Annotated in this window: 17 protein-coding genes; 8 read left to right on the forward strand and 9 right to left on the reverse strand. The window is 50.7% G+C overall.

Translation table 11 applies throughout. The annotated features are described in order from the left end of the window. Nucleotides 1-62 precede the first annotated feature (62 nt). Entirely contained in the window at nt 63-1,919 is a 1,857-nt protein-coding gene (locus B7990_RS14180) for an ATP-binding cassette domain-containing protein (protein WP_088641530.1), read from the reverse strand. A 74-nt stretch (nt 1,920-1,993) separates the two neighbouring features. On the opposite strand from B7990_RS14180, the gene B7990_RS14185 reads away from it, so the two are divergent. Beyond that, a complete protein-coding gene (locus B7990_RS14185) occupies nt 1,994-3,130 on the forward strand; it encodes a hypothetical protein (protein ID WP_088641531.1) in 1,137 nt (378 codons plus the stop codon). A gap of 119 nt (nt 3,131-3,249) precedes the next feature. Here the strand turns inward: B7990_RS14185 and B7990_RS14190 are convergent, their stop codons facing one another. Beyond that, complete coding sequence (locus B7990_RS14190) at nt 3,250-3,642, reverse strand: NADH-quinone oxidoreductase subunit A (protein WP_088641532.1); 393 nt, start codon at nt 3,640-3,642, stop codon at nt 3,250-3,252. A gap of 70 nt (nt 3,643-3,712) precedes the next feature. On the opposite strand from B7990_RS14190, the gene B7990_RS14195 reads away from it, so the two are divergent. The 3 genes from B7990_RS14195 to B7990_RS14205 all read left to right on the forward strand — a co-directional run bounded on the left by B7990_RS14195 (nt 3,713) and on the right by B7990_RS14205 (nt 6,920). Beyond that, complete coding sequence (locus tag B7990_RS14195; protein WP_088641547.1) at nt 3,713-4,600, forward strand: FISUMP domain-containing protein; 888 nt, start codon at nt 3,713-3,715, stop codon at nt 4,598-4,600. A 99-nt stretch (nt 4,601-4,699) separates the two neighbouring features. After that, nucleotides 4,700-6,103 (forward strand): TrkH family potassium uptake protein, encoded by a 1,404-nt coding sequence (locus tag B7990_RS14200; protein WP_088641533.1) that lies wholly within the window; start codon nt 4,700-4,702, stop codon nt 6,101-6,103. A 157-nt stretch (nt 6,104-6,260) separates the two neighbouring features. Further along, a complete protein-coding gene (locus B7990_RS14205; RefSeq protein WP_088641534.1) occupies nt 6,261-6,920 on the forward strand; it encodes a TrkA family potassium uptake protein in 660 nt (219 codons plus the stop codon). On the opposite strand, the gene B7990_RS14210 is transcribed toward B7990_RS14205, so the two are convergent. The 3 genes from B7990_RS14210 to B7990_RS14220 form a co-directional block, all read right to left on the reverse strand. Further along, a complete protein-coding gene (locus B7990_RS14210; protein WP_088641535.1) occupies nt 6,917-7,363 on the reverse strand; it encodes a Fur family transcriptional regulator in 447 nt (148 codons plus the stop codon). The two genes, B7990_RS14205 and B7990_RS14210, sit on opposite strands and share 4 nt — an antisense overlap. Nucleotides 7,364-7,448: 85 nt before the next feature. After that, nucleotides 7,449-8,006 (reverse strand): NADH peroxidase, encoded by a 558-nt coding sequence (locus B7990_RS14215; protein ID WP_088641536.1) that lies wholly within the window; start codon nt 8,004-8,006, stop codon nt 7,449-7,451. Nucleotides 8,007-8,209: 203 nt separating this feature from the next. Continuing rightward, a complete protein-coding gene (locus B7990_RS14220; RefSeq protein ID WP_088641537.1) occupies nt 8,210-8,791 on the reverse strand; it encodes a hypothetical protein in 582 nt (193 codons plus the stop codon). Nucleotides 8,792-8,895: 104 nt separating this feature from the next. Here B7990_RS14220 and aroC point away from each other — a divergent pair, with 104 nt between their 5' ends. The 4 genes from aroC (at nt 8,896) to B7990_RS14240 (ending at nt 13,548) form a co-directional block, all read left to right on the forward strand. Next, nucleotides 8,896-9,981: a chorismate synthase gene (gene aroC / locus B7990_RS14225; RefSeq protein WP_088641538.1), complete on the forward strand. Its 1,086-nt coding sequence runs from the start codon at nt 8,896-8,898 to the stop codon at nt 9,979-9,981. 65 nt (nt 9,982-10,046) lie between these two features. Continuing rightward, nucleotides 10,047-10,934: a tetraacyldisaccharide 4'-kinase gene (locus tag B7990_RS14230; protein WP_088641539.1), complete on the forward strand. Its 888-nt coding sequence runs from the start codon at nt 10,047-10,049 to the stop codon at nt 10,932-10,934. A gap of 92 nt (nt 10,935-11,026) precedes the next feature. Next, a complete protein-coding gene (locus B7990_RS14235; protein WP_088641540.1) occupies nt 11,027-12,583 on the forward strand; it encodes a hypothetical protein in 1,557 nt (518 codons plus the stop codon). Between the two features lie 14 nt (nt 12,584-12,597). Beyond that, the gene (locus B7990_RS14240; RefSeq protein WP_088641541.1) at nt 12,598-13,548 is read left to right on the forward strand and encodes a hypothetical protein; all 951 of its coding nucleotides are present in this window, start codon (nt 12,598-12,600) and stop codon (nt 13,546-13,548) included. Between the two features lie 118 nt (nt 13,549-13,666). On the opposite strand, the gene B7990_RS14245 is transcribed toward B7990_RS14240, so the two are convergent. From B7990_RS14245 to B7990_RS14260, 4 genes are all read right to left on the reverse strand, one after another. Continuing rightward, on the reverse strand, nt 13,667-15,553 hold the full coding sequence (locus B7990_RS14245) for an ABC-F family ATP-binding cassette domain-containing protein (RefSeq protein WP_254917551.1): 1,887 nt from the start codon (nt 15,551-15,553) through the stop codon (nt 13,667-13,669). A 68-nt stretch (nt 15,554-15,621) separates the two neighbouring features. Next, the gene (locus tag B7990_RS14250; RefSeq protein WP_088641542.1) at nt 15,622-16,761 is read right to left on the reverse strand and encodes a hypothetical protein; all 1,140 of its coding nucleotides are present in this window, start codon (nt 16,759-16,761) and stop codon (nt 15,622-15,624) included. A 282-nt stretch (nt 16,762-17,043) separates the two neighbouring features. Further along, entirely contained in the window at nt 17,044-21,321 is a 4,278-nt protein-coding gene (locus tag B7990_RS14255; RefSeq protein ID WP_088641543.1) for a fibro-slime domain-containing protein, read from the reverse strand. Between the two features lie 136 nt (nt 21,322-21,457). After that, complete coding sequence (locus B7990_RS14260; RefSeq protein WP_254917552.1) at nt 21,458-25,639, reverse strand: fibro-slime domain-containing protein; 4,182 nt, start codon at nt 25,637-25,639, stop codon at nt 21,458-21,460. Between the last annotated feature and the right edge of the window lie 677 nt (nt 25,640-26,316).

Below are 26,316 nucleotides of genomic sequence, written 5' to 3' on the forward strand. Positions count from 1 at the left end.
ATGACCCATCAGGATAAATCTATATTATCCCATGAGGTTTGTCACTAGGGGAGCAAAAAAAATTATCCCAAATTGTCAAGTGCCTCGAAGCGTTCGTAGGCCTGTTCGAGCAGGGCCTCGTCATCGGCAATCTTTTTCTGGAGTTCCACGATGAGGGTCGCGTTCGTGTAGACTTCGGGCTTGGAAAGTTCCAGCTGGTAGTCGGCAATTTCCTTCTCGAGCTTTTCGATTTTTTCGGGGAGGGCTGCGTATTCGCGCTCCTCGTTGTAGCTGCGCTTTTTCTTTTTCGCGGGCGCGGGGGACGCGGAGGCGGCGCCGGCGCCAGCATTTGAGCGGGCCTGCTTTTCGGCTTCGCGTTCGGCGGCCAGGCGGGCGGCCTGGGCGGCTTCCTTGTCGCGGAGCTTCTTGTTCGCCTCGTAATCGGAGTAGCCACCGACCGCTTCAAAGACGTGGCCATCTTCTTCGATGGCGAGGATGCCGGTTGCCACGGAATCCAAGAAGGCACGGTCATGACTGACCGTCAGGACGGTGCCGTTATAGTCGGCCAGAAGTTCGGCCAAGAGGTCGAGCGTTTCCATGTCCAGGTCGTTCGTCGGTTCGTCAAGCACCAAGACGTTGCTCGGGTGGCTAAAGAGGCACGCGAGCAAAAGTCGGTTGCGTTCACCGCCACTAAGCGCACTGATCGGGCCGCGGGCGCGATCAGCCGAGAACAGGAAGTCTTGCAAATAACTTAACACATGGCGTTTCACGCCGTTCAAGGTTATGTAAGCTTGTCCGTCACCAATGTTCTCGATGAGCGACTTGTCTTCGCGCAGGCGGGTGCGCATCTGGTCGAAATACGCAATATGGAGGTTACTGCCCAGGCGTACTTCACCCGATTCCGGCTGGAGTTCGCCAAGAATCAAGCGCAAGAGAGTCGTCTTGCCGGAGCCATTCGGTCCCACGATGCCGATGCGGTCACCACGGCTGATTTCGGTCGAGAGGTCGCTAATGAGCGGGCTTCCGTCATAGGAATAGCTCACGTTCTTGAGGCGCGCAACGAGGCGCCCGGAACGGTCGGCTTCCGTAATCTGCATGTTCACGTTGCCCGTACGGGAGCGGCGGGCCGCGCGTTCTTCGCGCATCTTGATGAGGGCGCGGACTCGCCCCTCGTTGCGCGTACGGCGAGCCTGGATGCCCTTGCGGATCCAAACTTCTTCTTCAGCCAATTTCTTATCGAAAAGCGCATTCGCCTTTTCTTCTTCGGCAAGCGCCTGGTCCCTGAACTGCACGAACTTGTCGTACGGGAAATCCCAACTGCGCACACGGCCACGGTCAAGCTCGAAAATGCGGGTCGCCGTACGGCGGACAAACGCACGGTCATGGCTCACGAACATCACCGCGCAATTCAATCGCGTCACAATCCCTTCCAGCCACTGGATGGCGGGAATGTCGAGATGGTTCGTCGGTTCGTCGAGCAAAAGTAAGTCCGGGTCTTCGGCCACGGCACGTGCGAAAAGCACACGACGCTTCTGGCCACCGCTCAGGCTGTCGTAAGGCGCATCCGCATCAATGCCCGTCTTCCCGAGAATCGCCTCGGCCGTCGCATTGTGCGCGCCATCGTCCAGAATCTTCTTGGAAATCACGGAACCGCCGCTCACCACGGACACGCGGCCCATCACAATATCACGCACGGTCCCGTCGAGATGCGCCGGAATTTCCTGGATCATGCGGCTCACGCGAAGCCCAGTCTTCTTTACGATTTCGCCGGAATTCGCTTCCATCTCGCCGGTCAAAACCTTCAAAAGCGTACTCTTGCCCTCGCCATTGCGGCCCACAAGGCAAATGCGGTCTCCCGCCTCGATATCGAACGAGACATTGTCCAAAAGCGGCGGACCGCCAAAACGCAACAAAATATTCTGAACCGACAAAATGGGCATAATCAAACCCTTCTATAATTACTTTTTCCTATTGAAAAATAGAAAAATCGTTTATTTATCTAAATTTGGGCAAAATGCGTTTCTTGATCCAAAAGCTACTGACTTTAACAGCCTTTGCCCTCCCCGCTTTTGCAGCGGCGGAAAATGCCCAAACAGCTCCAGCGGACAGTTCTGCGCCCAACGCCGTAACGGATTCAGCAAACTACTTTCAGCGTTTTTCAGCAGTCCCTGTGCTTGGCTATACCGAGGAAACCCAGTATCAATTTGGCGCAATGGCCATCATCTTTTTCAAGCCTTCGTTCGAAGGCGGGAACGCATCTGAACTAGACCTTTCTTTTTACGGCACCTCACGCAAGCAGGTTACAGGTTCCATTTCGCCCAAGTTCTACCTTCTGGACGACCAGATTTCGGGCGACATCGACATCCACTACGAGGACTGGGTCGGCAACTATTTTGGAAATCGCAACGACCCCGACATAGACAACTTCCGCAAGTTCGACCGCCAGACATTCTACGTCCAGACGCTTGTTGAAACAAACTACGGAACAAAGCGGTGGCTCCCCGACCTCCGGTACGGGCTGTTCCTGGAACTGAACCATACATACGTAGATTTCAGCAACTACCACTACCACGGAGATATAAAGCTCCCCGAAAACACCAACGGTTGGCGAAACGGCATCGGCTACCACTTGTCGATCGACACCCGTGACAACACCAACTGGGCCCGACATGGGTACCTGGTCCAATGGGGGCATTACTTTTACAACAAGGGAATGGGCGATTTCAGCTACACCCACCAGGAACTCGATGTCCGCGGTTACTCCGAATTCATCTGGAACACATCCATGGCCGTCGGTTTCCTCTGGCAGCGCGTGGACGGAGACGCCCCCTTCGACAAGCTTGCCGGGTCGGACGGCCTCAAGCGCTTCCGTGGAGTCGAAAAGAACTACTTCTACGGAAATCAGGCGATGTTCCTGCAAGTCGAATTCCGCAAGAAGCTGTTCTGGCGACTGGCCGGGGACATCTTCTTTGAAGGCGGAAAGACCGGGGACTACTTTAGCGACCTCATGCGCAACAAGTGGCACAGAAGCATAGGCTTCGGAGGGCGGTTCGCCCTCAACAAGAAAGAAAACCTGTACGCCCGCTGCGAACTTTCATGGGTGGACTTCAAGAACGTCGGCATGACGATGTACGTCCGCGACGCCTTCTAACACTAGACTTCACTGGTCCCTTCTGGCTTCGCCATCAGGGTGACGATAAACAAAAAAGCGGACGCAAACCCAAGGTCTGCATCCGCCATTTTGAGATAGAATAATCAACGGTTTAAGGATCAGTCCTTAACGCTGTTCCAGTCCAGGACGCCCTTCTTGAGGAGGTAGATATAACCGGCTTCAAGAATCAGGAGGAATCCGAGGAGGATGAACAGCAATTCCCAGCCTCCAGCGAGGAACTGGATAGTCCAGGGATAGATAAAGGCGACTTCGAGGTCAAACACCAGGAAGAGCATGGCCACCATGTAGTACTTCACCGGGTAGCGTTCGTTTGCCGTACCGGAAACGTGAGCGAGACCGCATTCGTAGGCAGAACCCTTGATAATGGTTTGCTTGATCTTGCCCGGGTGCAAGAACCAGTTGGCAAGAAGAAGGACTGTAGGAATGCAGAGGGCCATGATCACGAGGATCGTCATGGCGAAGGTGGTGTCGAAAATTTCAACATTGCTCATAGTGATCCCAAAGATAGTAAAAAAGTTTTTGCTACATCAATACCTTTTTGTAAACTATATTTGGTATATCATGAAGAAAAGTCTACTTTCTCTTAGTTTCTTAGGGTTAACCGCCCTCTTTTTCGGTTGCTCCGACGATATAACGGCTCCGGGGGATTCTCCCATTGCCGAAAATTCATCGTCTTCAATCGCGACCGATCTGTCGTCATCCGGCGCCCAGCCAGGGAACATCTCCTCTTCTACAATCGTCATCGGCAGAAAGGATACCGTAGAAAAGCACGAAACAGTCACTATTCCCGGTTCAAAGATCCCGTACCCTGACATAGTCACCGAACCGGTGGTCTGCATCTGGACACCTAATTGCGCCGTCGAGCCGCCTTCATCTTCATCCAAGGCAACCCCCAAGTCTTCCTCTTCGCAGGGCGGCATTTCAATCGACCTTCCAGAAAACAAGCCGCCTGTAGTGAACGGCACGACGATGACCGACCAGCGCGACAACAAGACCTACAAGCTTATGCAGATCGGCGGAAAGCTCTGGATGGCACAGGATATCAACTACGAAGTTGCCAACAGCGAATGCTACAACGAACAGAACGAAAACTGCGCCACAAACGGCAGGCTCTATACGTTCAACGCCGCTCAGCGCGCATGTCCTACCGGCTGGAGACTTCCGAACAGAGAAGAAACCCAGGCAGCTCTCAACGACGAGTCTGTCCCTTGGAGCTACAGCGGACGCTGCAAGGACGGCACCTGCGACTTCCTCGGCGACATGGGATTCCACTGGACATCGGGCGACCCTCAACCAAACGACAAGAAATACGATGAAAATGGCGGCAGCAACGGAGCCCTCATCATCGTGGAAAAGTCTCCGGACTACGTCAAGGAAGGCGACGACCAGAAGTTCTTCCAGGTTGACCAGAAGACAAAGCGCTTCAGCGTACGCTGCGTCCAGGACTAGTTTTTTCAATTTTCCTCCTTACATTAAAGACTCTGCGGAAGCAGGGTCTTTTCCTTTTACTACAGAAAACGGCCACTCAACTTTACTAAATTCGTTCTTATGCTACGTTCAAAGTACCAGATGCTCGCGGACTCACTCTCCGAGAACATTTTCAAGACAAAGACCCAGGCAAACCCCATCATGCTGGTGGTACTCGCCTATCTTTTGCTCATTGCTGTCGGCACCGCACTTTTGAGCCTGCCGCAAGCTGGGGAGCGCCCAGTAAGCCTCATCGAAGCATTCTTCACGTCCATGTCAGCCGTCTGCGTCACCGGGCTTTCCGTCGTCGATATTTCTTCTACATACACAGATGTTGGGCACTGGTTCATCGTCGTCCTGATGCAGCTTGGCGGGCTTGGCATCATGACCGCATCTACGACACTCATCTTGCTTGCCGGCATGCACCCCGGCTTTAGCCACCAGTCCGTATTCTTCTCCGAGTTCACGCAAGAAGGAAACATCGATGCAGGCCGCATCCTCCGAGCCGTGATCCCATTCACGTTTGTCCTTGAACTCATCGGCGGCGTAGTCTACTTCACGCAGTTCGAGTCCATGGATATGTACAACCGCATTCTCTGCTCGACATTCCAGGCCGTGAGTTCCTTCTGCGGCGTAGGTTTTACACTGTTCCCCAACTCGCTTGAAGGTTTCCAGTACAACCCCGTCATGAACATCACCACCTGCATCCTCGTACTGGCAGGCGGATTCGGATTCCTGGCCATTGCAGAGCTGCGCTACATCTTCGACTTCAAGCACAAGGAGATCCGCCGAGTTTCATTGCACACCCGCATTGCGACGTACGGAACCATCATCGTCATCCTCGCAAGCATTCTCATCTTTTCCTTCACCGAATGGAACAACCTCTTTAGCGGCCACACCATTGGCGAAAACGCGCAATCCGTACTGTTCATGGCATTCACGAGCCGCACAGCAGGACTCAATTCCGTGAACATCCCCGACCTCACGCAAGCATCGTTATTCTTCTTTATCATCATCATGTTCATCGGCGCAAACCCAGGCAGCTGCGGAGGCGGCATCAAGATTACGACGGCGGCAGTCATTGGGCTTCTCGGCCTAAACAGGCTCCTCGGCAGGGAAAAGACCCAGGTCCTCGGACGCACCATACCGAACAACACCGTAGACAAGGCCATTCGAATATTCGTGGTCGCCATGGTCGTGATTGCAGGTGCCACCCTGGTCCTGCTCTGCACCGAAATTCCATCCGGCACAGCCTACTCCGCAAACAGCTCCCCGTTCCTCAAAATCCTATTCGAAGTCGTAAGCGCGTATGCCACGTGCGGACTTTCCATGGGACTCACCGAAGAGCTTTCCACGGTCGGGAAAATCGTCATCTGCTGCGTGATGTTCATCGGACGCATGGGTCCCTTGTTCCTCATCTCGGCAGTTGCAGGCAAGCTCCAGGACACCGCCTATTACGCCGAAGAAGACATAATGGTGGGCTAGTTTATAATTCGGAATTAGGAAGTAGGAATTAGAAATTTTTAATTTGGCGGCTTCGCCGCAGTTCCGAATTCTGAGTTACTAGTAACTTTAAACAAAAACACCTAGTAACTATTAACTAGTAACTAGTAACTGATTTCCTAATAATTATATTTAAACTATGGCTTCTAGACAATTCGTTATCATCGGTCTTGGAAATTCGGCAAACTACCTAGCGCGTCACTTGACATCGCTAGGCCATGACATCATGGTCATCGACTCGCATCCCGAAAAGATCCAGGATATCGCAAGCATGGTCTCGCAAGCCGTCGTTGCCGATGGCACCCGCAAAAAGCAGCTTGCTTCCATCCCGTCACTCACCAAGGCAGACAGCGTCATCGTCTGCATCGGTAGCAACCTGGAAGCATCCCTCCTCACCATCCTGAACCTGAAGGAACTCGGGGTCAAGCACATCATCGCGAAGTCGAGCAGCGCCGAACACACGAGCATTTTGGAAAAGCTCGGCGTCACGGACATTTTCCACCCGGAACGCGACGCCGCCATAAGCCTTGCCGAACGCTTGAACCGCCCGAACATGGTGGACTTCCTCCCGTTCATGGAAGGATACTCCATCGTCGAAATTGTCTGTCCTAAAAACTTTATCGGTAAAACACTTAAGACGCTGTCGCTCACGCACAAGTATGGCGTACAGGTCATCGCCATCCGCGACCCACAAGAGCCGACGCCAAAGATCGGTAACATTGCAGACGTCATCCTGCAAGAAGACGACGTGCTGTTCATCATCGGACCGAACGAAGCCCTTGATAAACTAAAAGATTAATTTTCGACTGTCATGCCCGCCTCTGAGCGGGCATCTCCATCTCCGACCGCGCACTTGTCGCACAGTCCGAACATATAGAGCGAGGTCCCCTGCAAGGTAAATCCCGGGGGAATCATTTGTGTGCAATCCGGAGGCGCCACAAAGATGTCGTAGACCTTGCCGCACTTTTTGCACTTGAAATGGCTATGCGGCGAGCAGTCCGCATCGTAGCGCAAGAACCCGTCGCCAAAATCGAGCGATATCGCAAGGCCCTTTTCGAGCAGCTGTTCCAAAGTATTGTAGACCGTCGTGCGTGAAAGCGACGGATATTCCGGCAAAAGCGCCGAATAAATTTCATCGACCGTCGGATGTGTCTTGACGCTCCGCAGGTAACGATAAACACAGACCCTCTGTAGCGAAGGCCTAATGCCATGATCCTTGAGTATGCTTGCTGTTTCTTGCATATTCACACCCTCTTCTCAAACATTCCAACAAAAAAAGCGGCCCCACGCGCTTGATACGCGCGGAACCGCCCTACACCTCAAAAAATTACTTGAAGTAACGACCGAGCAAGCCCTGGAAAGCAGAGCCATGACGGGCCTCGTCCTTGCACATTTCATGAACAGTGTCATGGATGGCATCGTAGCCGAGTTCCTTGGCGCGCTTCGCGAGAGCGAGCTTGCCTTCGGTAGCGCCAGCTTCGGCAGCTACGCGGAGTTCCAGGTTCTTCTTGGTATCGGCATAGACGACCTCACCCAGGAGTTCCGCAAACTTGGCAGCATGTTCCGCTTCTTCGAAAGCGATGCGCTTGTACGCTTCTGCCACTTCCGGGAATCCTTCGCGGTCCGCCTGGCGGCTCATCGCGAGGTACATGCCCACTTCGGTGCACTCACCCGCAAAGTTCTCACGGAGGCCCTGCACCACTTCAGCATCGAGTCCCTGAGCAACACCGACCTTGTGTTCGTCAGCCCAGACGATCTTGCCTGCCGCAGGCTGTTCAACCTTTTCGAAGAACTTGCTCTTCGGGGCATGGCACTGCGGGCATTCATCCGGGGCTTCCGGACCCATGTGGACATAACCGCAAACTTTACAAACCCAGACCTTCATATCGACTCCTTTTCCGCTATGCGGAATTTGATGAAAACTATAATTAAATTTGTTCTTGTTTTTGTAACGATTACAAATATATAATTATTTTAAGAAATGTCAATAGGTTGGAGAAAAAAAATTTCGAACCACCGCATTCGCCGAAACGAACGCATAAAAAAAACGACCCATTCGGGCCGATTCGCATTATCTTTCTTGAACTTTTAGAACGCTGCCGCTTCCGGAGCCTTTTCACGGACCCGCTTGGTAGATTCGGTTTCCGTAGCAAGCTGGCGATGCGTTACAGAACCCACGGCATAATAGCGGTTGCCTTTCTGGATCACGGCCGTATAGGCGTCGAGGGCCTTCACCGAGAACCATTCCTGGTAAAGATTATGGACGTTTTCCTTAAGGCTTGAAGTTTCGTTAATCGCCGGAGCGCCCGATGCCTTGCCATATTTCATAGTAAACTGGTCGGACATATAAGCTACAGCTTCAAAAGTCTTGCTCAGACGAGCACGTTCCACACGGCCCGTACGGATTTCAAAGGCGTAGAACTTGTCATTCTTGTTGAAAATAAAATCGACCTGGACCGGCAGTTCACCAAACATGTAAACAGGAATTACCACACGTTCGCCAACGCCTGTCTGGCCGTAAGGTTCGTAACCTTTTTTCATCATTTCTTCAATGACGGTCTCACGGGAGGATCCAAACGGAATACCGGCAAAGTTATTCTGAGACTGCGCTTGCACGTGAAGCGAAAGCACAAGAATCAAAAAAGTAATGACAATGCCAAATTTGGACACAGTAAACTCCTCTAGATATTGTAAAAGATAGTAAACTTTTTTCAAGTAAGCAAAAATTTTTCACAAAAAAAAGTTTTTTTGGCCCAGTATCTATATTTGGTCACATGTCAAGCACATTTGGAAAGATTTTTTCTGTCACTACATGGGGCGAATCCCATGGTCCTGCTGTCGGAGCCGTCCTCGACGGATGCCCCGCCGGCCTCGCCATCACCGAAGAAATGATTCAGGCTGAACTGAACCGCAGGCGTCCGGGCCAGGGCAAACTGACCACTCCCCGTAACGAAAAAGATACGGTAAAGATCCTTTCCGGCGTTTTCGAAGGCAAGACGACGGGCACTCCTATCTCCTTTGTCGTCTTTAACGAAGACCAGCACAGCAAAGACTATGCCGACATAGCAAAATGGTACAGACCGGGCCACGCAGACCTCTGCTACGATCTCAAGTACGGGTTCCGCGATTACCGCGGCGGCGGCAGAAGCTCCGCCCGCGAGACCATCGGTCGCGTCGCCGCAGGCGCCGTCGCGAAGGCATTCCTCAAGACCGTTGCCGGCACTGAATTCCTCTCGTGGGTTTCATCCGTCGGCACTGTCGATGGCGCCATGCCCGACCTTAACACCCTTACGCTTGACCAGATCGAAGCTTCCCCCGTCCGCTGCCCGGACGAAACCGCCAGTTCCAAGATGGAACAGGCCATCCTGGAGGCGAAGTCCAAAGGCGATAGCATTGGCGGAACAGTCGCGCTCTTCGTGAAAAACGTCCCGGCAGCTCTCGGCGAACCGGTATTCGACAGGCTCGACGCGCTCCTCGCTCAGGCGATGCTTTCCATCCCGGCATGCAAGGGCTTTGAAATCGGCAGCGGCTTTGCCGCAGCACGCATGCACGGCAGCGAACACAACGACGAAATTTACGTAGAAGGCAACACCTACCACACGCGTACAAACAACGCGGGCGGTAGCCTGGGCGGTATCTCCAACGGAGAACCGATCTATTGCCGCATGGCGTTCAAGCCGACAGCCACGATTTCGCAGGCACAAAAGACAGCCGGCCGCGGCTACGAGAATGGCGAACTTGCCGCCAAGGGAAGGCACGATCCTTGTGTTGCCGTCCGCGCTCCCGTGATTGTGGAAAGCATGGCAGCCCTTGTACTTGCAGACCTCTACTTGCAGCAAAAACGCAATTGTCTCGATTAAGTTCTAGCTTACGAAAAGGCGATGCCGGAACGGAGTCCGGCATGACATGCATTGAGGCACTGCTAATGATATACACAACGAAGCCTTTCCGCCTTGCCGCATCCGCATTCTACCGGCTTGCATACAAGCTGCACCACAAGCTCTTTTTGCGGCCACAGCCGCCTATCCAGACTCCCGTCATCATCGTCGGGAGCTATTTAGCAGGTGGCGCAGGCAAAACGCCATTCACCATCTGGCTTGCAAGGCATTTTTACAAACAAGGTAAGCGCATCGCAATCCTTTGCCACAGCGCCGCCTGGGACGAGTTCATCATGTTGCAGCAAGCATTCGAAAGCATCCAGTCACACTCCGCCGCATCACCGCAAATAAAAGTCTTTGCAACCAGGAACCGTTATTCCACCGCCAAGGAAATTCAGGACAAATTCGACATCATTCTCTGCGATGACGGTTTTGAAGACACGCGTTTTACAGGTGTGCGCCACATTTGCCTCGACTGGCAAGAACCGCCAACATCCTGGACATGCCTTATGCCCGCAGGTCCGTTCCGCAGTCTCAGGCAGGACCATGACGAACGCGATATCATCCACCTCGCCTGCTACGGTAACACACCCGATATCCATTTTTCCATCGAGTTTCTAACAAATTCAACAACTTATAAACAATTCACGGCGAAAATCATTTGCGGACTCGGTTCCCCCAACCGTTTCATTGAAGACATCCGCACATTTGCATCAACGGCAGGCATCCAAATAGCAGGATCCATTATCCGTCCCGATCACGACAGACGTTTTCCACAAATCGTTCAGGCAGAACTCTCGCAAGGCAACGACATCATTATTTCACAGAAAGACGCGAGCCGTTTACCCCAGGCACTCCTTTCCCACCCAAAACTCCACGTTGCCATCCAAAAAACCGAAGTTTCAGACAAAATTCTACAGGAATTGTCCTTATAAAGGAACACCTAATACAACATTCTTCGTAAATAATTGAAAACTTTCCCGTTTTTTATTGTATTTTTAAAAAGCAAGAACTAGGGAGAGAAAGTATGAATTTGCGTCAGCGTTTTGCCGAACTTCTTCAGATCATCACCAAGGACATTCCAGAAAGAGAATACTATGTACAGCTGGGTTTCCTCACCGCACTGATTCAGGAACCGTTCTACCTCTATGGCCGCCCAGGCTGTGGAAGTTCCCTCTTTATCCGCAGAATTTCAAGCGCATTCAAGGACGCGAAGATTTTAAAGCTCGGCAAAAAGCAAAGACAGCTTCCCGACAACATCAACGACTTCAACCTGATTATCTTTGACAACTTCTCGCCCACCGATGAGCAGAGCAAGAATAACCTCCAGATCGTCATCCATGACCACGAGAAAAACTCCATCATCATTTCGGGCGACCAGAAGCCGGAATCCGCACTGAGCAGGTCCGAAGTAAGCGACCAGGTGACGCTTACGATCATGCTCCCCGACAGCATTTCTTCCGATGCGCTCTGCAAGTTACTCCAGCTCCACGGCACCGACAGCAACGTCACCGTGCCCCCGTCAGTTGCCATTAGCGCCGAAGAACAGTCCGAATGGATTCAGGCCCTCAGCAAGGTGACACTTTCCCCGAACACGCTCGCCGTCATCGGCAAGGTCGCAGAGACCTGCGAAAAGAACTGCGTCTACGTGCCCATCCGCAGGTGGCTTGCCCTTTCGAACATGATCAAGGCCATCGCATTCCTCAACGGCCGCGCCGAGACAAAGCTTATCGACACGTTCTTCCTCGGAACATCCATCTGGGGGCGCAGCGCATCGAACACAGCCATTTCCGAAAGCTACAAGCAGATTCTCAAGGAGCAATTATACAAGAACACGCCGAGCCTCCTTGAAACGCCTTATGACGCAAACGGCCTGCTTATGCGCGTCAACCACCTCGTCCACAGTTCCAACAACCTTTACGAAACCAAACCGTTCAACGGCGAAAAGTGCCTCGCCTACCGCATCACGATCGCAGGCGAATCCGTACCGCTTTACGCGCCGCTCAAGTACATCGAAACCGACATTAACTTCAACCCGTACAACGAACTCCGCCAAGTTGAAAAGCGCGTCGTCTGCAACTATCACGGCACTTCAAACTGCACCATTTCTATCGACCCGCAAGTCCGCACCAGCGGGCTGCGCAGTTCCGTCAACCAGTCCAATTCTACTTGCACCAAGTTCGAAGAATTCGGAACGCTCCCAACATACATCCTGAGAGAGAACGCTCCTGAAATCATCGAAGAAAAGAAAGTCCTTCGCGATACACTTAGCGCTGAAATCAAGGAATCCATGGACCGCGAAACGGCAAACCTCGTCGCATTGCGCAACACATATAAATTATTCAACGAATCAAAGGACGATCTTTTCTGCTTTACACAGATGTTCAACGCCGTCCAGAACGATATCAAGGCGCAGTTCGACAACACGGCAAATATCATCAAGACCATCAAGATGGCAAGTGAAGTCATCTCGTCTTTACCAAGCAACATGCTCAAGACCCCGAATCTGGTCGGCAAGCCGCAAAATAAGCCCCAGGCTCCACAAGCAACGCAAACCGCACAGTCCTCCAGTGCCGAAAAATAACGTATATTGAGGGCGTGAACTTAATTCTCCTCTGGGCGAGTATAGCCTTCATCTGGCTGATATGCATCTGCATGACCAAAAAAGGTCGTGCAGTTATTCGTATTCTCTGGAGGAGCATCAAGGTAAAGCTTGTTATCATTGCATGCGCTTTGGGCATTGCGGCAATCACGACCGCATACGCGACGCACCCCGAAGAAGAGCCGCGTCCCACCATCAACGAGCAGGCCGAATACCAAAAGTACACCACGTCCGCAATTCAAAAACTTTGCGATCGGGGCGAACTCATCATCGACATGAACTGCGATCTCGACAGCGCCGCCGCAGAACTCGCCTACATCCTCCCCACAGTCATCAACAACTACAATCTCGTCGTCACGCGCCCCACAACGCCGATTCTCGAAAAAATCAAGGACACATTGCAGATAAAGATGATCGGCTACAAGAAATTCAGGAACAGGGGAATCCGCCTCACAAAAGCCCTACAGCGCGATCTCGGAATCCGCTACGATATCGAAATCATTTCCGAAGACACGGAGCACACGCTGAAAATCACATACAACGGAAAGCGCTGGGATAGTGAGCACCTCTGCAATCTCCCCATCCTTGAAGCATGCCTCCGTGAACGCACGGACCCAGCAGTCCTCATGTCCATCATCCACCACACTTCCGGATTCCAGATGAACTACCAGGGCAAAAACAATACGTCTGGATTACTCGCGCTCAATACAGGCAAAGGGTTAGAACAAATTGACATAGGCGCCCGCCGACTCAAAAGAATTCTCGCGACATCGCCCACGCTTGCCGATGCCATCGCACAGTTCTATCCCGATGCAGAACACCGCAACAGATTTGAGAACTGGCGCAAGGACCCGCAAAAGCATTACTGGGTCGGGCAAGTCCTCACAGACATTCAATATTACCGTAGCAACGGCATGACGCTCACCAAGCGCAAAAGAGTGGAATAAACTTGTCATTCCTGCCACCGAGCTCTTTGATCACTTAGTGCTTTAGCACTTATGTGAGCATGATCCGCGTATGGGGAGGGCATCTCCCTTCTACGAACTAATGACTAAAGACTATTAACTAGTCCAGCTTATACTTGTCTTTCGCGGCCTCGAGTTCGGCACTCGCCTTTTCCCAGGCGGCGTAAAGTTCTTCGGTCAGCTTCTTGTTTTCGTCCATGTCTTTTGCAATGGACGTAATCGCATTGCCGTCGCCAGATTCCGAGGCGGCCACAAGCTTTGCTTCAAGTTCACCGCCGAGAGCTTCTGCCTTCGCGATTTCCGCTTCGAGACGCGCGGTCTCTTTTTCGAGCGGCTTGATGACCTTGCTGCGTTCGGCAATGTAGTCTGCTCGCGCCCTGCGGTCTTCCTTGGTGCGCGGCGTCGAACTCACAGGCTTGTCGTCCGTGACGTCGATATTCGAGACCTTGATGTTTGCGGAGTTCGCGCCGCCCGGCTTCTTTTCAGAAGCCCAGCCAACCTTTTCAAGGAAGTCCGCGTAAGTGCCTTCGAAGATACGGCACTTACCACCGTCGAAGACGATGAGGCGCGTCGCAAAGGCATGCAGCAGTTCTTCATCATGCGTCACGACAAGTGCGGTACCATCGTAATCTTCGAGCGCATCGATCAAGCTCTCAATGCTTTCCATGTCCAAGTGGTTCGTCGGTTCGTCAAGCAAAAGCATGTTGCTTTCGTTCGCCAAAATCTTACCCAAAAGCACACGGCTGCGTTCACCACCCGAAAGCACCTTCACCTTCTTCATGGCAGTATCGCCGCTGAACATCATCACGCCCGCGAGGCTACGCGCACGGCTCTTCTGCGACACATCTGCAATCGCACTTGCAATTTCTTCTTCGACCGTATTTTCAAGATTCAGACGGTTGATATTCGTCTGTCCAAAGTAATTTATCTTGAGGTTCGGGTTGTAATTGATTGTACCCTGGGTCGGTTCAAATTCTTTCGCAATCAAGTTCAAGAGCGTCGTTTTACCGCGACCGTTCGGGCCGATAATCGCAATGCGGTCGCCCTTGAACACTTCCAACTCGAGATCCGAAATCAGCTCCGGACCGTAGCCGTTTTCGTTCTTGTACGCAAAATGGAGTCCATGGATTTGCAACATGCGCTTGCCCGGGAATTCCGCATTCTTGAAATTGAAATCCAGGTTGCGTTCATGTGAGAGGCGCTCGCCCGTCGCAAGCTTTGCCGCAGCCTTGATCTTTGACTGCACCATCGCCGCCTTCGCCGCCTTGTAACGGAAACGTTCAATAACCTTTTCAAGCTGTTCCTTTTTGCGCTGCTCGTTTTCTTGCGTGCGCATTGCCACTTCTTCTTCTTCGGCAATCGTCTCGCGCAACTTTTCGACCGTCCCCTTGACCTTGCGCATCTTGTGGCGGTGAATCCCCACCGTGTGCGTACAGACCTCGTCCATAAAATGGTGGTCATGCGTAATCAAGAGCACTTCGCCCTTCCACGCGCGCAAAAAGCGACTGAGCCAACGCATAGAAACAATGTCCAAGTAGTTCGTCGGTTCGTCAAGCAAAAGCATGTCCGGTTCCGACGCCAAGACCTTCGCCAAATTCAGACGGATCTGGAAGCCGCCCGACAAAAGCATCGGGTCTTTCTGCATGCTCTCTTCGTCAAAGCCAAGACCAAAGAGAATCGCCTCGACCTTGTGTTCTTCGAGCCAGCCGTCCTCATTCACCTTGAGCACGCTGCACGCCTCTTCGTGAACCGTCGGGTGCGTGAACTTGATGTGCTGCTGCAAATAGCCAATCGTATAGCCCTTCGGGATGTCGATGTTACCGCCATCGAGACATTCCTGCCCGAGAATCATCTTGAAAAGGGTCGATTTGCCGCAACCATTGCGACCTACAAGACCGACGCGTTCATGGTCGGCAACAAGCATGCTAGCGCCGTCCAAAAGGACCTGCATGCCAAAAGACTTAGAGACGTTCTGAATTTGAATCACGAAACCAAAGATAAAAAAAAGCGACCCCCAAGCCAATGGGAGTCGCTCCTAAACTCAATAGAGCGAGATTACTTCCAGTCGAGAACTTCGCGGTTCCAGGAAACCGGAGAACCCGTCATGATCAGTTTCTTATCAAAGCCGCTGCCATTGCTCATCTGCTTTGCAATAAAGCCAGACTTGTACATGGTAGCCTTCTTGCCGTCCTTGTTCTTACCATCATAGACAATGTCAAATCCGACCCATCTGTAAAGGACAAAGCCGAAGAAGTTTCTGCGGTATTCCCAAGAGTCGCTCGTGATGATGAGCTTCTTCACCTTGTAGCCCTTCACGAGAGCCTTGAGTTCCTTTTCAATCTTCGGACCCTTCCAAGTCTGCTTCGGGAGATCAGCCATCTTGACCGGAGTCGGGCCACGCTTGATAGCTTCCTGGACTTCTTCAATCGGAGACTTGCCCACGATTTCCTTGAAGTCAGTCACTTCAACTTCGTAGAACTTTTCCGGGAAAGCAACGCCCTTGTAAACACCCTGGTCGATATAGCCGTATCCTTCCGGCACATAGAAGAACTTGCCACCCTTCTTGTAAACGAAAGCCATCGCAAAAGCGTTCTTGTCGTTGTACTTTATGATAGAACCAAAGCGGTAAGCGCGCACGAACTCGCTTTCACCCTGTTCCTTGTCCGACGGGCCAATCCAGCGGGACTTGAGGTTTCTGATGTCGTTGTCCTTCGTGATCATGTAGACTTCAGCCGGCAATTCGCCTTCGAGCATCGTCTTGGTGGTATCGTCAATCTTCTTCGGATCCCAGTCATACACGAGAGCCTTCGGGGTGTTCGGGGTCGGGCCATCGACAACCGGCTTGCCAAAGCACTTCACGCACTTTGCAACATGATCCTTCCAGAAAACAACGTTGCTATCGGCGTCCCTGTAAAGCACGTCGTAGTTCAAGACATCCGGTTCGCGTTCTTCGGCAAGTTCATCCGTGTGGATGAACACCTTGATGATGCCCTTTTCCTTGTTGTCCTTCCAATGGTAGAAAACGCGTTCGAGGTAACGGTTCGAAATATCGGCGCCTACCGGGAGTTCGCTTCTAGCCATCGTCGGCTTGTCAGAAGCAGGGGCCAAAGCGGCATCGGCAGGGACATCATCCTGAGCATTCGCCATCGAGAAGGCGAAAAGTCCTGCTGCAAGAGTCTTGAAAATCAGTTTCATTCCATTCAACCTTGCGGGTTCCAAGTGTTAGCGACATTTCTAGCGAACCCACATTTGCCAGAAATGCGTATTTTTACGACAATGTAAATAAAAGTGATACATTTGGCAACAAATTATCACGAAATTACTACAAAAAACTTCAAATTTTCAATAGACCTTCAACATCTATCAACACCCTTTGTAAATAAAATCCCAGCACAAAGAAAGCCTTGCGCGTAACCCGTTAAGTTTCAAGGAGTTACTTTACGCAAGGCTTATTCTTAAGCTGTTGATAAATTGTGGTTATTTCTTTTCGCGGCGGCGAACACCCAAGTTGAACGTTTCATCGGACTTTCCAACAACCTTGGCGTCCTCAAAAATCTTGAACTTGAGCTTCACAATATAAACGCCTGTACCAACCCAGCGCCCTTTATTGGTATGCGCATCCCACATCATAAAGATATTTCCCGGCTTATCCACACAGTCTGTCTCGAAAACATCCTTATCGTTGCAGGCGACAATTCCGCTCTGTTTATTGATAAACTGCCCAAGCGTCGAGAAGTATTCCACTTCCCACTTGATCTTGGCCTTTGCAAGCACAACTTCTCTAGGCTCATCGGAATTCAGCAAAAGCGTTTTACCGACTTCGCTCAGGTCATACTTGATAAGTTCGCCAGGGAACCCCTTTTCGGCAATGATATCTTCGATCTTCTTCGACACATCGACTCGGACTGGCGTAACATCGTTCTTATGAGGCCACTTTTCCAGCGTCCAGTCTTGAGGATCCAGAACCACAACGCCCGGAGTTTCAACATCCACGCGCTGTTCACCTTCAATACGGCGCCACGGATTGTTCTCATGCGGCACATTGCCGTTCAAGTCCTGCAACACTCCAGGAATCAGGCGCACCATAAAGCCCACTTCCGGCAATACCGTATAGTCGGTCTTCTGGAAAAGCACTTCATAATAATTGCTGCTCCTGCTCGGCGAAACAGCCGCTATGGACAAACGCGACGGGTCCACCAATTCACCTGCCTTATCCTTAAACTCAAGGAACGGCACACCGTTCAAAAGGTTTGCCTGAGCGGCTTCGCTAAGGTATACCGTAAGTTTGCTCACACTATTAGACATAGGCTTCACAATCGGCTTTTCCAAAAGAATCGCGCCCATGCGGTCTTCAATTCCAAGCCCATCCAGGCTAAGCTGCGTCATCTGCCCAGTTTCTTTATCCATATAGGTGTAATGATACCTGAAGGAACCCTGATAAAGTTCCTTAGATCCACCCGTAAAGAGTATATCCTGCAAGCTATCAGCAAAAATGGCGAGACTCTTTTCGCTATCCTTTAGTTCAGCAACACTTTGCGCAGAGGCGATAGTACGCCAGTCATCGCTACCAAAGGACCACGCAATCGTATCCGGGACCGTCTCATCAAAGGCCTTGTTGAACACAATAGAAATGCTATCAAGCACACCGTCGCCATTGCGGTCGAACGCTTCGCCGAGATTTGCAAACGGAACCGGCGGCTCCTTGAAGTGGATGTACTTCCACGAAATCACATTCGACACACCGCTTCCAGAAACTTCAAAGCTAGCGTTCGTCACCGAGGAATCCCCAACAACATAGAACTTGGCCATTCCCGTCGAATCCGTAATGATCTTATCCACCCTCTGCTTCTTCTCGTTCAAGAAAGAAATCGGGAACGAAGTCGTGAGATCCAGAACGGTAAAGCAGTCCTTACAAAGGTTTGCAATATAGAACACGCCAACCTGCAACGGCACCGTATCAGGGTACGCCACATGCGTAAGGAGCGTGTCGAAAGCACTTCCGTCAAACGGAAGCCCACGCAAGGTAATGCCAGTCGGGTCTAAGGTCTTGACAGAATCCGAACCGTCAAACACATCGATAAACGCAATATCCGGAAGCGGATATGCCGGCACGGAGAAATAAACTTCACTAGACTGGGTCGGGTCGCTCGCCAGCGAGAACTGCAACATGTAGGATCCCGGCGCCAAGGAACGCTTCCTCACAATTTCCACCGTGTCAATCACAAATCCCGCCATGTTCGCGTCAATGTTGATGCCCGCAATCGTTCCAGGCAAAAGTTCCATACCTGTTGCCGGAATCCTTTCATCATCGCCAAACAACGTAAACGAAGACTGCGCAGGCATCGTATCAATTTTCGACGTGCTCGACACATCGCAACTGATCGATTCATCCATCAATAGCTGCAAAATGGTGTACTTGATCGTTCCATTGGTCGTCTTCTCTTCAACCGGGTAATACGTCTTTTGCGTCTGCAAGTTAATCGACGTGCGCATCTTAAAGTTCGAGCCGGTCGCATTGCGTTCCGAGAAGAAGATATGGAACGGGTATTCACGGCCTTCAATCAACTTGAGCGACGGATCATTTTTGCCAATCGTATCCAAGTTCACGCCACCTTCAACAGGGCTATGGCAACCGCCGATATCGACGACAAGGCGGTTGTTGATAAACACCCACACATCATCATCGCCACGGAATTCAAAGTACTGCCCCTTCACATACCTGAACTGCGCAGAAACCTTCATCGCAAAGCTGTAATTGTGCTTACAGCCCTGGACATCCCAGTCAAACTTCGGATTCAGAACCGTCTTGGCAGAATCGAGGTAACGCAAGTCGTCAATCGGGTAGAATCCCGGATTGATCGTATCGTTGCAATCGCCTTCCTCGTTCGTAAAGTCGGCCTGCCAAAAGCCTTCTTCATCCAGCGAGAGGCTGATGTCACGGCAAACGCCGTTCTTGTATTCCTTGCCAGCCGCATCATGCGCCACAACCTGTGGAACAAACCACTTCTCTATTTCGTGCGCCGCCGAGCACTGCGACCACGGATAGACAAGGGAATCCACACGCACGGGAGCACCATTCACAAGCGTATCCTGCACCATGCCAGGCACATGGCCACCGCACGTCTTAAACTCCGTCAGTTCTCCATTCTGGTCACGGCCAACAACAGTCGTATATTCATTACCACCATAGATGCCGCCAAAATCAACGTCTATGCTATCGTCATGCGATTCGCCGGCCCAGTCAAGAACAAGTGCCGAAATCTTGAGCGACGGGCAAATACCAAGAATTCCCGGATAGCGTACCGTATCCTTCGGTTCATAGCGCTGTTTCGGATTCGGGTAAACCCAGACGGTATCGTAATACGCCATCAAGGAATCCAGAGAGACAAGGGAATCCAGCTCATCATTTTCCGGCACAATGCCCTTGCCGCCATAACGTTCCATGCCAAAGGTCTGCTTAAAGTAAACCTTCCAGTCCGTCGCATGCTTGTAAACCGTACCCGTGTACCAGCCACAAGTATCCGCAAGAGGCCCCATCTTGATGACATCGTTCGTAGACTCAATGATCATGGACGGCGACTGATTTTCCCACGGGCTCTTCAAGCGGATTACCTTGGGTTCCGGCGGATAAAATACCAGGTCAAGCGTTTCGAGCGAAGTCGAGGTGTACATCCATGTCTCATAAATACCTGTCGGGAAAAGTTCGCCTGCACGTGGGCGCGACATTTCCGGGAAATACGGATGTTGCGGCCAGTCGTTCTTTCCGCGTAAAATCTGCACGAAAGTTCCCTGAGAATTCCACTGCGAAGAGCCAACCGTAGAATCGGCAAAATCGATATGGCGCCAGTACTTGTATTCGCCTTCGGCACTGAGTCCCGTCGGTTCATTCAGGATATTGTTATCGATCTTGATAAAGAATGTGCTATCACGGAATGTCGTGTTCGTACGCCACGGGTGGTAAACATGCAAACGGCGAGTCGGGTCAAAGCATTCACCAAGAGTTCCGATCTTTACATCGGCTACAGGTCCAGCAACAGTACCGTCCACAAAAATCGTATCCTGAGCCTGCAAGGCTGCCGTAAAGTCAATCACCGAATCGCGATTCACCGGAATAACATACCACGGAGCCTTATAGCGTGTAAAATGGGCGACCTTAATGTGATTCGTCTTCATCATGTCAGGCGTAATCGCCCCATAGAACCAACCGCATTTATCCTTGTCGCCCTCTTTAAAGCGCATCAGCACCGAATCCGCGCCAAAGACCATCTGCGGCAGCACCTTGTTGCCCCACGGACTCTTGAACCAGACAATCTTTGAACCCGGAGCCATGAACGACTTGGTATAGGACTTGTCGGCCGTATCCGTATAAAGCCAGATTTCCGATTCCGTGCCAAAAAACGCAGTTATCTTCGTCTTTCCGCCCTCAGTCCAGGATACGCAATTGTTGTTATTGTAATTGTAGTCGTCGGTATTCGGGCATGCCTTGAATTCAAAATCCTGCCAGTCCTGGAAATCAGCAACAGTCTTCCCGGCCCAGGTATAGACATACCAGTCATCGCCCTCGCTCTTCATCATCGTCTTGGACATAGCGCCAAAACCCGGATTGTAATCCGTCACGCCACCGGTAATATGCGGAATGTAACTTGAAGCCGTTGCGTCGTTACGGAACGGGGACTGTAGATGAATCGTCAAATCCGCCCATGCAGAAACAGTCAACAGCAATGAGGCGACAATACCCAAACAACCGTGTTTCATTCAACACCCTCTTTATTCTACCCACACTTTAGTTAAAAAATATATTCAAGAGTTAAAAAATCAAAACACAATAAGGAAAAAAAAGCAAAAAAGCCCACCGCATGGGTGGACTTCGATCCGAAAGGCAATTTTATAATTACCTTATAATCTTTGCGCCGCCCTTTTTGCCAGAACCGCTCCTGTACTTTTCATTGCGGCGGACACCGAATGTGAACGTTTCCTCGCCCTTGCCCACGATTTCCGTGTCAGAGAAAATCTTGAACTTGAACTTCGCAATATACACACCCGTGCCGACAAGGCGCTTCTTTTCGCTCATTGCATCCCATTCAAAGAACATATTGCCCGCGTTGGTAATGCAATCCGTTCCAAAAATATCCTTGTCGTTGCAAGCGAACACGCCCTTGACCCAGTTCACGTACTGACCCAGGCTCGAGAAAAATTCAATATCCCAGCTGACCTTGACCTTGCTCAGGATTTCTTCCCTAGAAGCCTTATCCTCACCGAGCAACATCGTCGTCGCAAAGTCATCCAGCTTGAACTTCACCAAGACTCCAGGCAAGCCGCGTTCTTCGATAATCTCCTTAAGAGTCAAGCCCTCATCGACGCGAACAGGCATAACGTCATTGGTGTCACCCGGCCACGGATTTTCTTCAAACATACCTGGCCAGATCGTCACGACCTTCGGACGTTCCGTCTGCAACGGCTGTTCACCTTCAATTCGTCTCCACGGATTCTTCTTATGCGGAGTATTACCGCTCTTGTCCGGCAATAGTCCAGGAATCAAGCGGATCTTGAAACCGACTTCAGGAACAATGAAGCCTTCTGCTTTCTGGAACAGCAATTCGTAGTAATCACTTTCGTTCACCGGAGTGACGGACACAAGCTTATACTTTGACGGGTCAACAAACTTATCGTCCTTGTCTCTAAGTTCAAACATCTGGACTGTCTGAATCGCAGAAATGTCGCAGGCTTCCGAAAGCTTTATGGTCACCTTGACAAAATTGTCCGAAGGAATCTTGAGCATCGGCTTTTCAAGGATGATGGCGCCAATCTTATCCAGGATTTTCGTAATCATCATGTCCGACACCTGAGTCGAAGCCATCGCCAAGTCCTGATAAATGTACTGATAGACAAAACTACCTTCCATTATGTTCTTCGCAGCGCCTGTCAAAACGGTATCGACCAGGCGATCGGCAGTAATGGCCACCGTCGAATCATTTTTTATAAAAGGTTGAATGGAATCCATCGAGTATGGGTGCATCACGCTACTGCCAAAGCTCCAGGCTACAGAATCCAGTTCATGCGTCTTAAAGGCGTCATATTCAAAAGGAACATAGATGCTATCAGGAATGCCATCGCCATCACGGTCGTAAATGCCGCCCGTCTTGGCAAGAGGCATTTCAGGATCCTTAAAGCTAATGTTATCCCACTTGAGCGAATTTTTAACACCGCTTACGCCAATCACGGCAAACGATTCACCGCTCATCGCAGCTTCGCCAATCACGTAGAAATGGGCAAAACCATTTTCATCCGTTTCTATGGTATTGATGGACATGCCGTCATCGTTATAGAACATCAAGTACGGATTGCTGGGCTTCAAGTCCAGAACAACAGAGCATTCGCCGCAAACTTCACCCATATAGGTGACCACAATCTCAATGTTCGCCATTTCAGGGTAACGCACATGAGTCATCAAGGTATCGTTGACACCCGGCTGAATCGTTTCGCCTCTTAAGGTCTTGTTGGTCGGGTCGAAAGTCTTGAGCTTGCCGGCATTGCCATTGAACACATCGACAAACGCAATTTCCGGTGTTTCGAACTCAGGAACCGTAAATTCATACGATTCGTTCATCGCCATATCCGATTCGAGGAAATAATACAACGTGTACTTACCTGGACTCAGCGAACGGAGCTTGACAATTTCATCAATGTTGATCTCAAAACTGGACCTGTCTTCGTGAATGATGATTCCACCAAAATTGAGACCGACACTCAGCTTCTTTGCATCCGCCAAAGATCCGCCATCGAGATAGAATTCGGACGGTGCATCGACAGTATCAACCTGAGCCTTGGCATGCGGATCGCAGCTAATCGCTTCCGCATCCATCTTTAACCTGAGGACACCCGTCACATCATTCTTTTTCGATTCATCAATGAATTCAAGGTAGGTATTCTGCTTCTGCAAGTTGATGGACGTACGCATCTTGAAATTCGAACCCGTCGCATTGCGTTCCGCATAGAAAATATGGAACGGATATTCACGGCCTTCCTTCAGGGCCATGCTCGGTTCGTTCTGGCCAATCGTATCAAGATTTACAGCGCCTTCCACTTTTTCGTGAATGCCGCCAATATCCACGACAAGCCTGTTATTGATATAGACCCACACGTCATCGTCGCCACGGAATTCGAAGTACTGGCCTTTCACGTACTTGAAGGTCGCAGAAACAGCCATCGCATAGCTATAGTTGTGCTTGCAGGTATCTTTCTTCCATACACCTTCAGAAGCCCAGTTCACATAGCCTTCAACATCCCAGTCAAATTTCGGGTTTTTAACCGTCTGTGCAGAATCGAGATACCTGAAGTCATCCAGCGGGAAGAATCCCGGACTCACAGGATCATTGCAGTCACCGGACTCGTTCGTATAATCGGCATACCAGAACCCTTCATCGTCAAGCTGAAGTTCGATATCCTTACAAACGGAGTTCGTGTATTCCTTGCCAGCCACTTTTGCAACAACCTGCGGCTTAAACCACTTGTCGATTTCATGACCCGCAGCGCACTTGTCCCACGGATAGCTTGCGGAATCCACTCGAGCCGGGTAGCCATCCACAAGAGTGCTCTTCACCATGCCCGAAATCTTTTCTCCCGTATTGCAGGTAGAATCTCTGCCAACGGCAGTATACTTGTTGCCACTATGGGTATGCCCAAAATCAATATCAATGCTGTCGTGATAACTTTCACCAGCCCAGTCCAGAAGCATCGCAGAAATCTTCATGCTCGGGCATTCACCCAGACGCCCAACAGGGTACTTTGCAGAAGCTTCAGGAACACTATAGCTCTTGCCGGAAGGATAGACCCATGCCGTATCCCGCTTGGTCAGCAAAGAATCCAGATTCAGGAGGACATCAATATCATCGCCTTCTCTGACAATCCCTTCCATCGAGTATTTTTCAAGCCCAAAGCTCTGCTTGAAATAGACCTTCCAGTCGGCGGCATGCTTATAGTAAACGCCTTCGAACCAGCCGCACGTATCCTTCGAGAATGCAGACATTCTCACGATATCGTTATTCGCATCGACAACAAAAGACGTCGGCGTATTCTTCCACGGGCTTAAGAGGCGCACGACCTTGCGTTCAAGCGGAGCATGCGACACATCAACATCTTCCATCGTAGAACTAGCAAAGAACCAGGCTTCATAAACGCCCGGCGGGAAAAGATCGCTCACCTTTGGACGCTTATTATCGCTGAAATAAACAGCCCTCTTATTCTCCTTAAAGCTTCTGATAATCTGGAGCTTAGCGTCATCAGACTTCCAGGCCGCAGAAGAAGCTATGGGATCCGAGAAACTCATAGAAAGCCAATACTTATAGTCCTTGTCGAAAGAAAGCGGGACCAGTGCCGGGCCAGCGACTTTGCCATCGGTACCCGCTACAGAATCTTGCCAGACACCATCGATAGTCACGTAAACCGAGCTATCGCGATAGACGCTATTATTGCGCCAGGGGTTATAAATATGCAAGGTACGGCTATTGTCAAAGCACTCACCGGGCGTACCGGCCTTATTGCTAACGGAAGGCGTTGCCAAAGTACCGTCAACGTAGACAGTATCTTTCTTTAGCGCATTTTCCAGGTCAATAATCTGCTTTTTGTCTTCAGGAACAGACATCCAGGGTGCATTGAAACGATTAAAGTGCGCCGTATGCAGCACATATTTCTTATAAAGTGCTGGAGTAACAGCGCCATAGAACCATCCGCATTTATCAGGATCTTCCGAAGGATGCAACAAGACAGTATCTTGTTCAAAGATCATCTGCGGAAGAGCTTTATTGCCCCACGGACTCTTGAACCAGACAATCTTTGATTCCAGAGAAGCATAAGACTTCGTAACCTTTCCCGAAGTCGTATCCACGTAAATCCAGGCTTCCTTACTTCCATCAAAAAAATCACGGACATTAAAATTAACGCCATCGCCCAAATCGACACAAACAGAAGTTTGGGCTGGACATCCTACAATACTAAAGGAATCTGATGCTTTATAATCAGAAAGCGATCCCTTCAAAGTAAAGGAATACCGCATGTCGTTTTCCTGCTGCATCATGGTAGGAGACCCAGTAGGTGATACATCAGGTTTTCCAGAATTAAGAAGAAGATGAGGAATAAATGTTATGTCTGCATCTCTGAATTTTGACTGTATGTGAACAGTCAAATCAGCAAAAGCAGAAGACGCAACTGCGCCTATAATACAAAAAGCTAAATCCAGGTGTCGCATAAAAACACTCACTCTTAGGTTATTCCACACCCTATTCGTAAAATACATCATTTTAATGTAAAAAAACAAAAATATTAAAAAAAAATTATTTCTTTTTGTCAAAAATTATGTATAGGAATCCCTTTTCGAAAATAGCGAAATGAAAAATCCCAAAAATGAGAAAAATTCCCCATCAAAAAAAATATTGGATGTAAAAAAGAGAACAAAGTAATATGAAAGGCCCAGGAATTTCACGATTTACATACAAGCGCAATTATAGGGGATCCGGGGAGCGCCAGGAAGAACGCACTTGCACCGGACCGCAGCTTCAGGACGTGCATGCCGTCCCGGGACGTGCAAGGCGATGCCGGACCGGAGTCCGCCATGGCAGTGCCGAAAACGGGATCCGCATAAGCCGCGGGCGGCACAGAACGAAAAAGCCCCCTCGGTCGTTTGTTCGACCAAGGGGGCGTGAATCCAGCGGCGACCTACTCTCCCGGACCCGAGGGCCAGGTACCATCGGCGAT

Origin of the sequence: Fibrobacter sp. UWB4, from assembly GCF_002210345.1 — a bacterium.
In the GTDB taxonomy this organism is placed as follows: Bacteria; Fibrobacterota; Fibrobacteria; order Fibrobacterales; family Fibrobacteraceae; genus Fibrobacter.

Excerpts from the sequence above, each read along its gene's own strand:
- B7990_RS14230 (WP_088641539.1), top strand. The coding sequence starts at position 10,047 with ATGATATACACAACGAAGCCTTTCCGCCTTGCCGCATCCGCATTCTAC.
- B7990_RS14255 (WP_088641543.1), bottom strand. The coding sequence starts at position 21,321 with ATGAAACACGGTTGTTTGGGTATTGTCGCCTCATTGCTGTTGACTGTT.
- B7990_RS14260 (WP_254917552.1), bottom strand. The coding sequence starts at position 25,639 with ATGATGCAGCAGGAAAACGACATGCGGTATTCCTTTACTTTGAAGGGA.
- aroC (WP_088641538.1), top strand. The coding sequence starts at position 8,896 with ATGTCAAGCACATTTGGAAAGATTTTTTCTGTCACTACATGGGGCGAA.
- B7990_RS14200 (WP_088641533.1), top strand. The coding sequence starts at position 4,700 with ATGCTACGTTCAAAGTACCAGATGCTCGCGGACTCACTCTCCGAGAAC.
- B7990_RS14250 (WP_088641542.1), bottom strand. The coding sequence starts at position 16,761 with ATGAAACTGATTTTCAAGACTCTTGCAGCAGGACTTTTCGCCTTCTCG.
- B7990_RS14205 (WP_088641534.1), top strand. The coding sequence starts at position 6,261 with ATGGCTTCTAGACAATTCGTTATCATCGGTCTTGGAAATTCGGCAAAC.
- B7990_RS14185 (WP_088641531.1), top strand. The coding sequence starts at position 1,994 with ATGCGTTTCTTGATCCAAAAGCTACTGACTTTAACAGCCTTTGCCCTC.
- B7990_RS14190 (WP_088641532.1), bottom strand. The coding sequence starts at position 3,642 with ATGAGCAATGTTGAAATTTTCGACACCACCTTCGCCATGACGATCCTC.
- B7990_RS14235 (WP_088641540.1), top strand. The coding sequence starts at position 11,027 with ATGAATTTGCGTCAGCGTTTTGCCGAACTTCTTCAGATCATCACCAAG.
- B7990_RS14210 (WP_088641535.1), bottom strand. The coding sequence starts at position 7,363 with ATGCAAGAAACAGCAAGCATACTCAAGGATCATGGCATTAGGCCTTCG.
- B7990_RS14180 (WP_088641530.1), bottom strand. The coding sequence starts at position 1,919 with ATGCCCATTTTGTCGGTTCAGAATATTTTGTTGCGTTTTGGCGGTCCG.
- B7990_RS14215 (WP_088641536.1), bottom strand. The coding sequence starts at position 8,006 with ATGAAGGTCTGGGTTTGTAAAGTTTGCGGTTATGTCCACATGGGTCCG.
- B7990_RS14195 (WP_088641547.1), top strand. The coding sequence starts at position 3,713 with ATGAAGAAAAGTCTACTTTCTCTTAGTTTCTTAGGGTTAACCGCCCTC.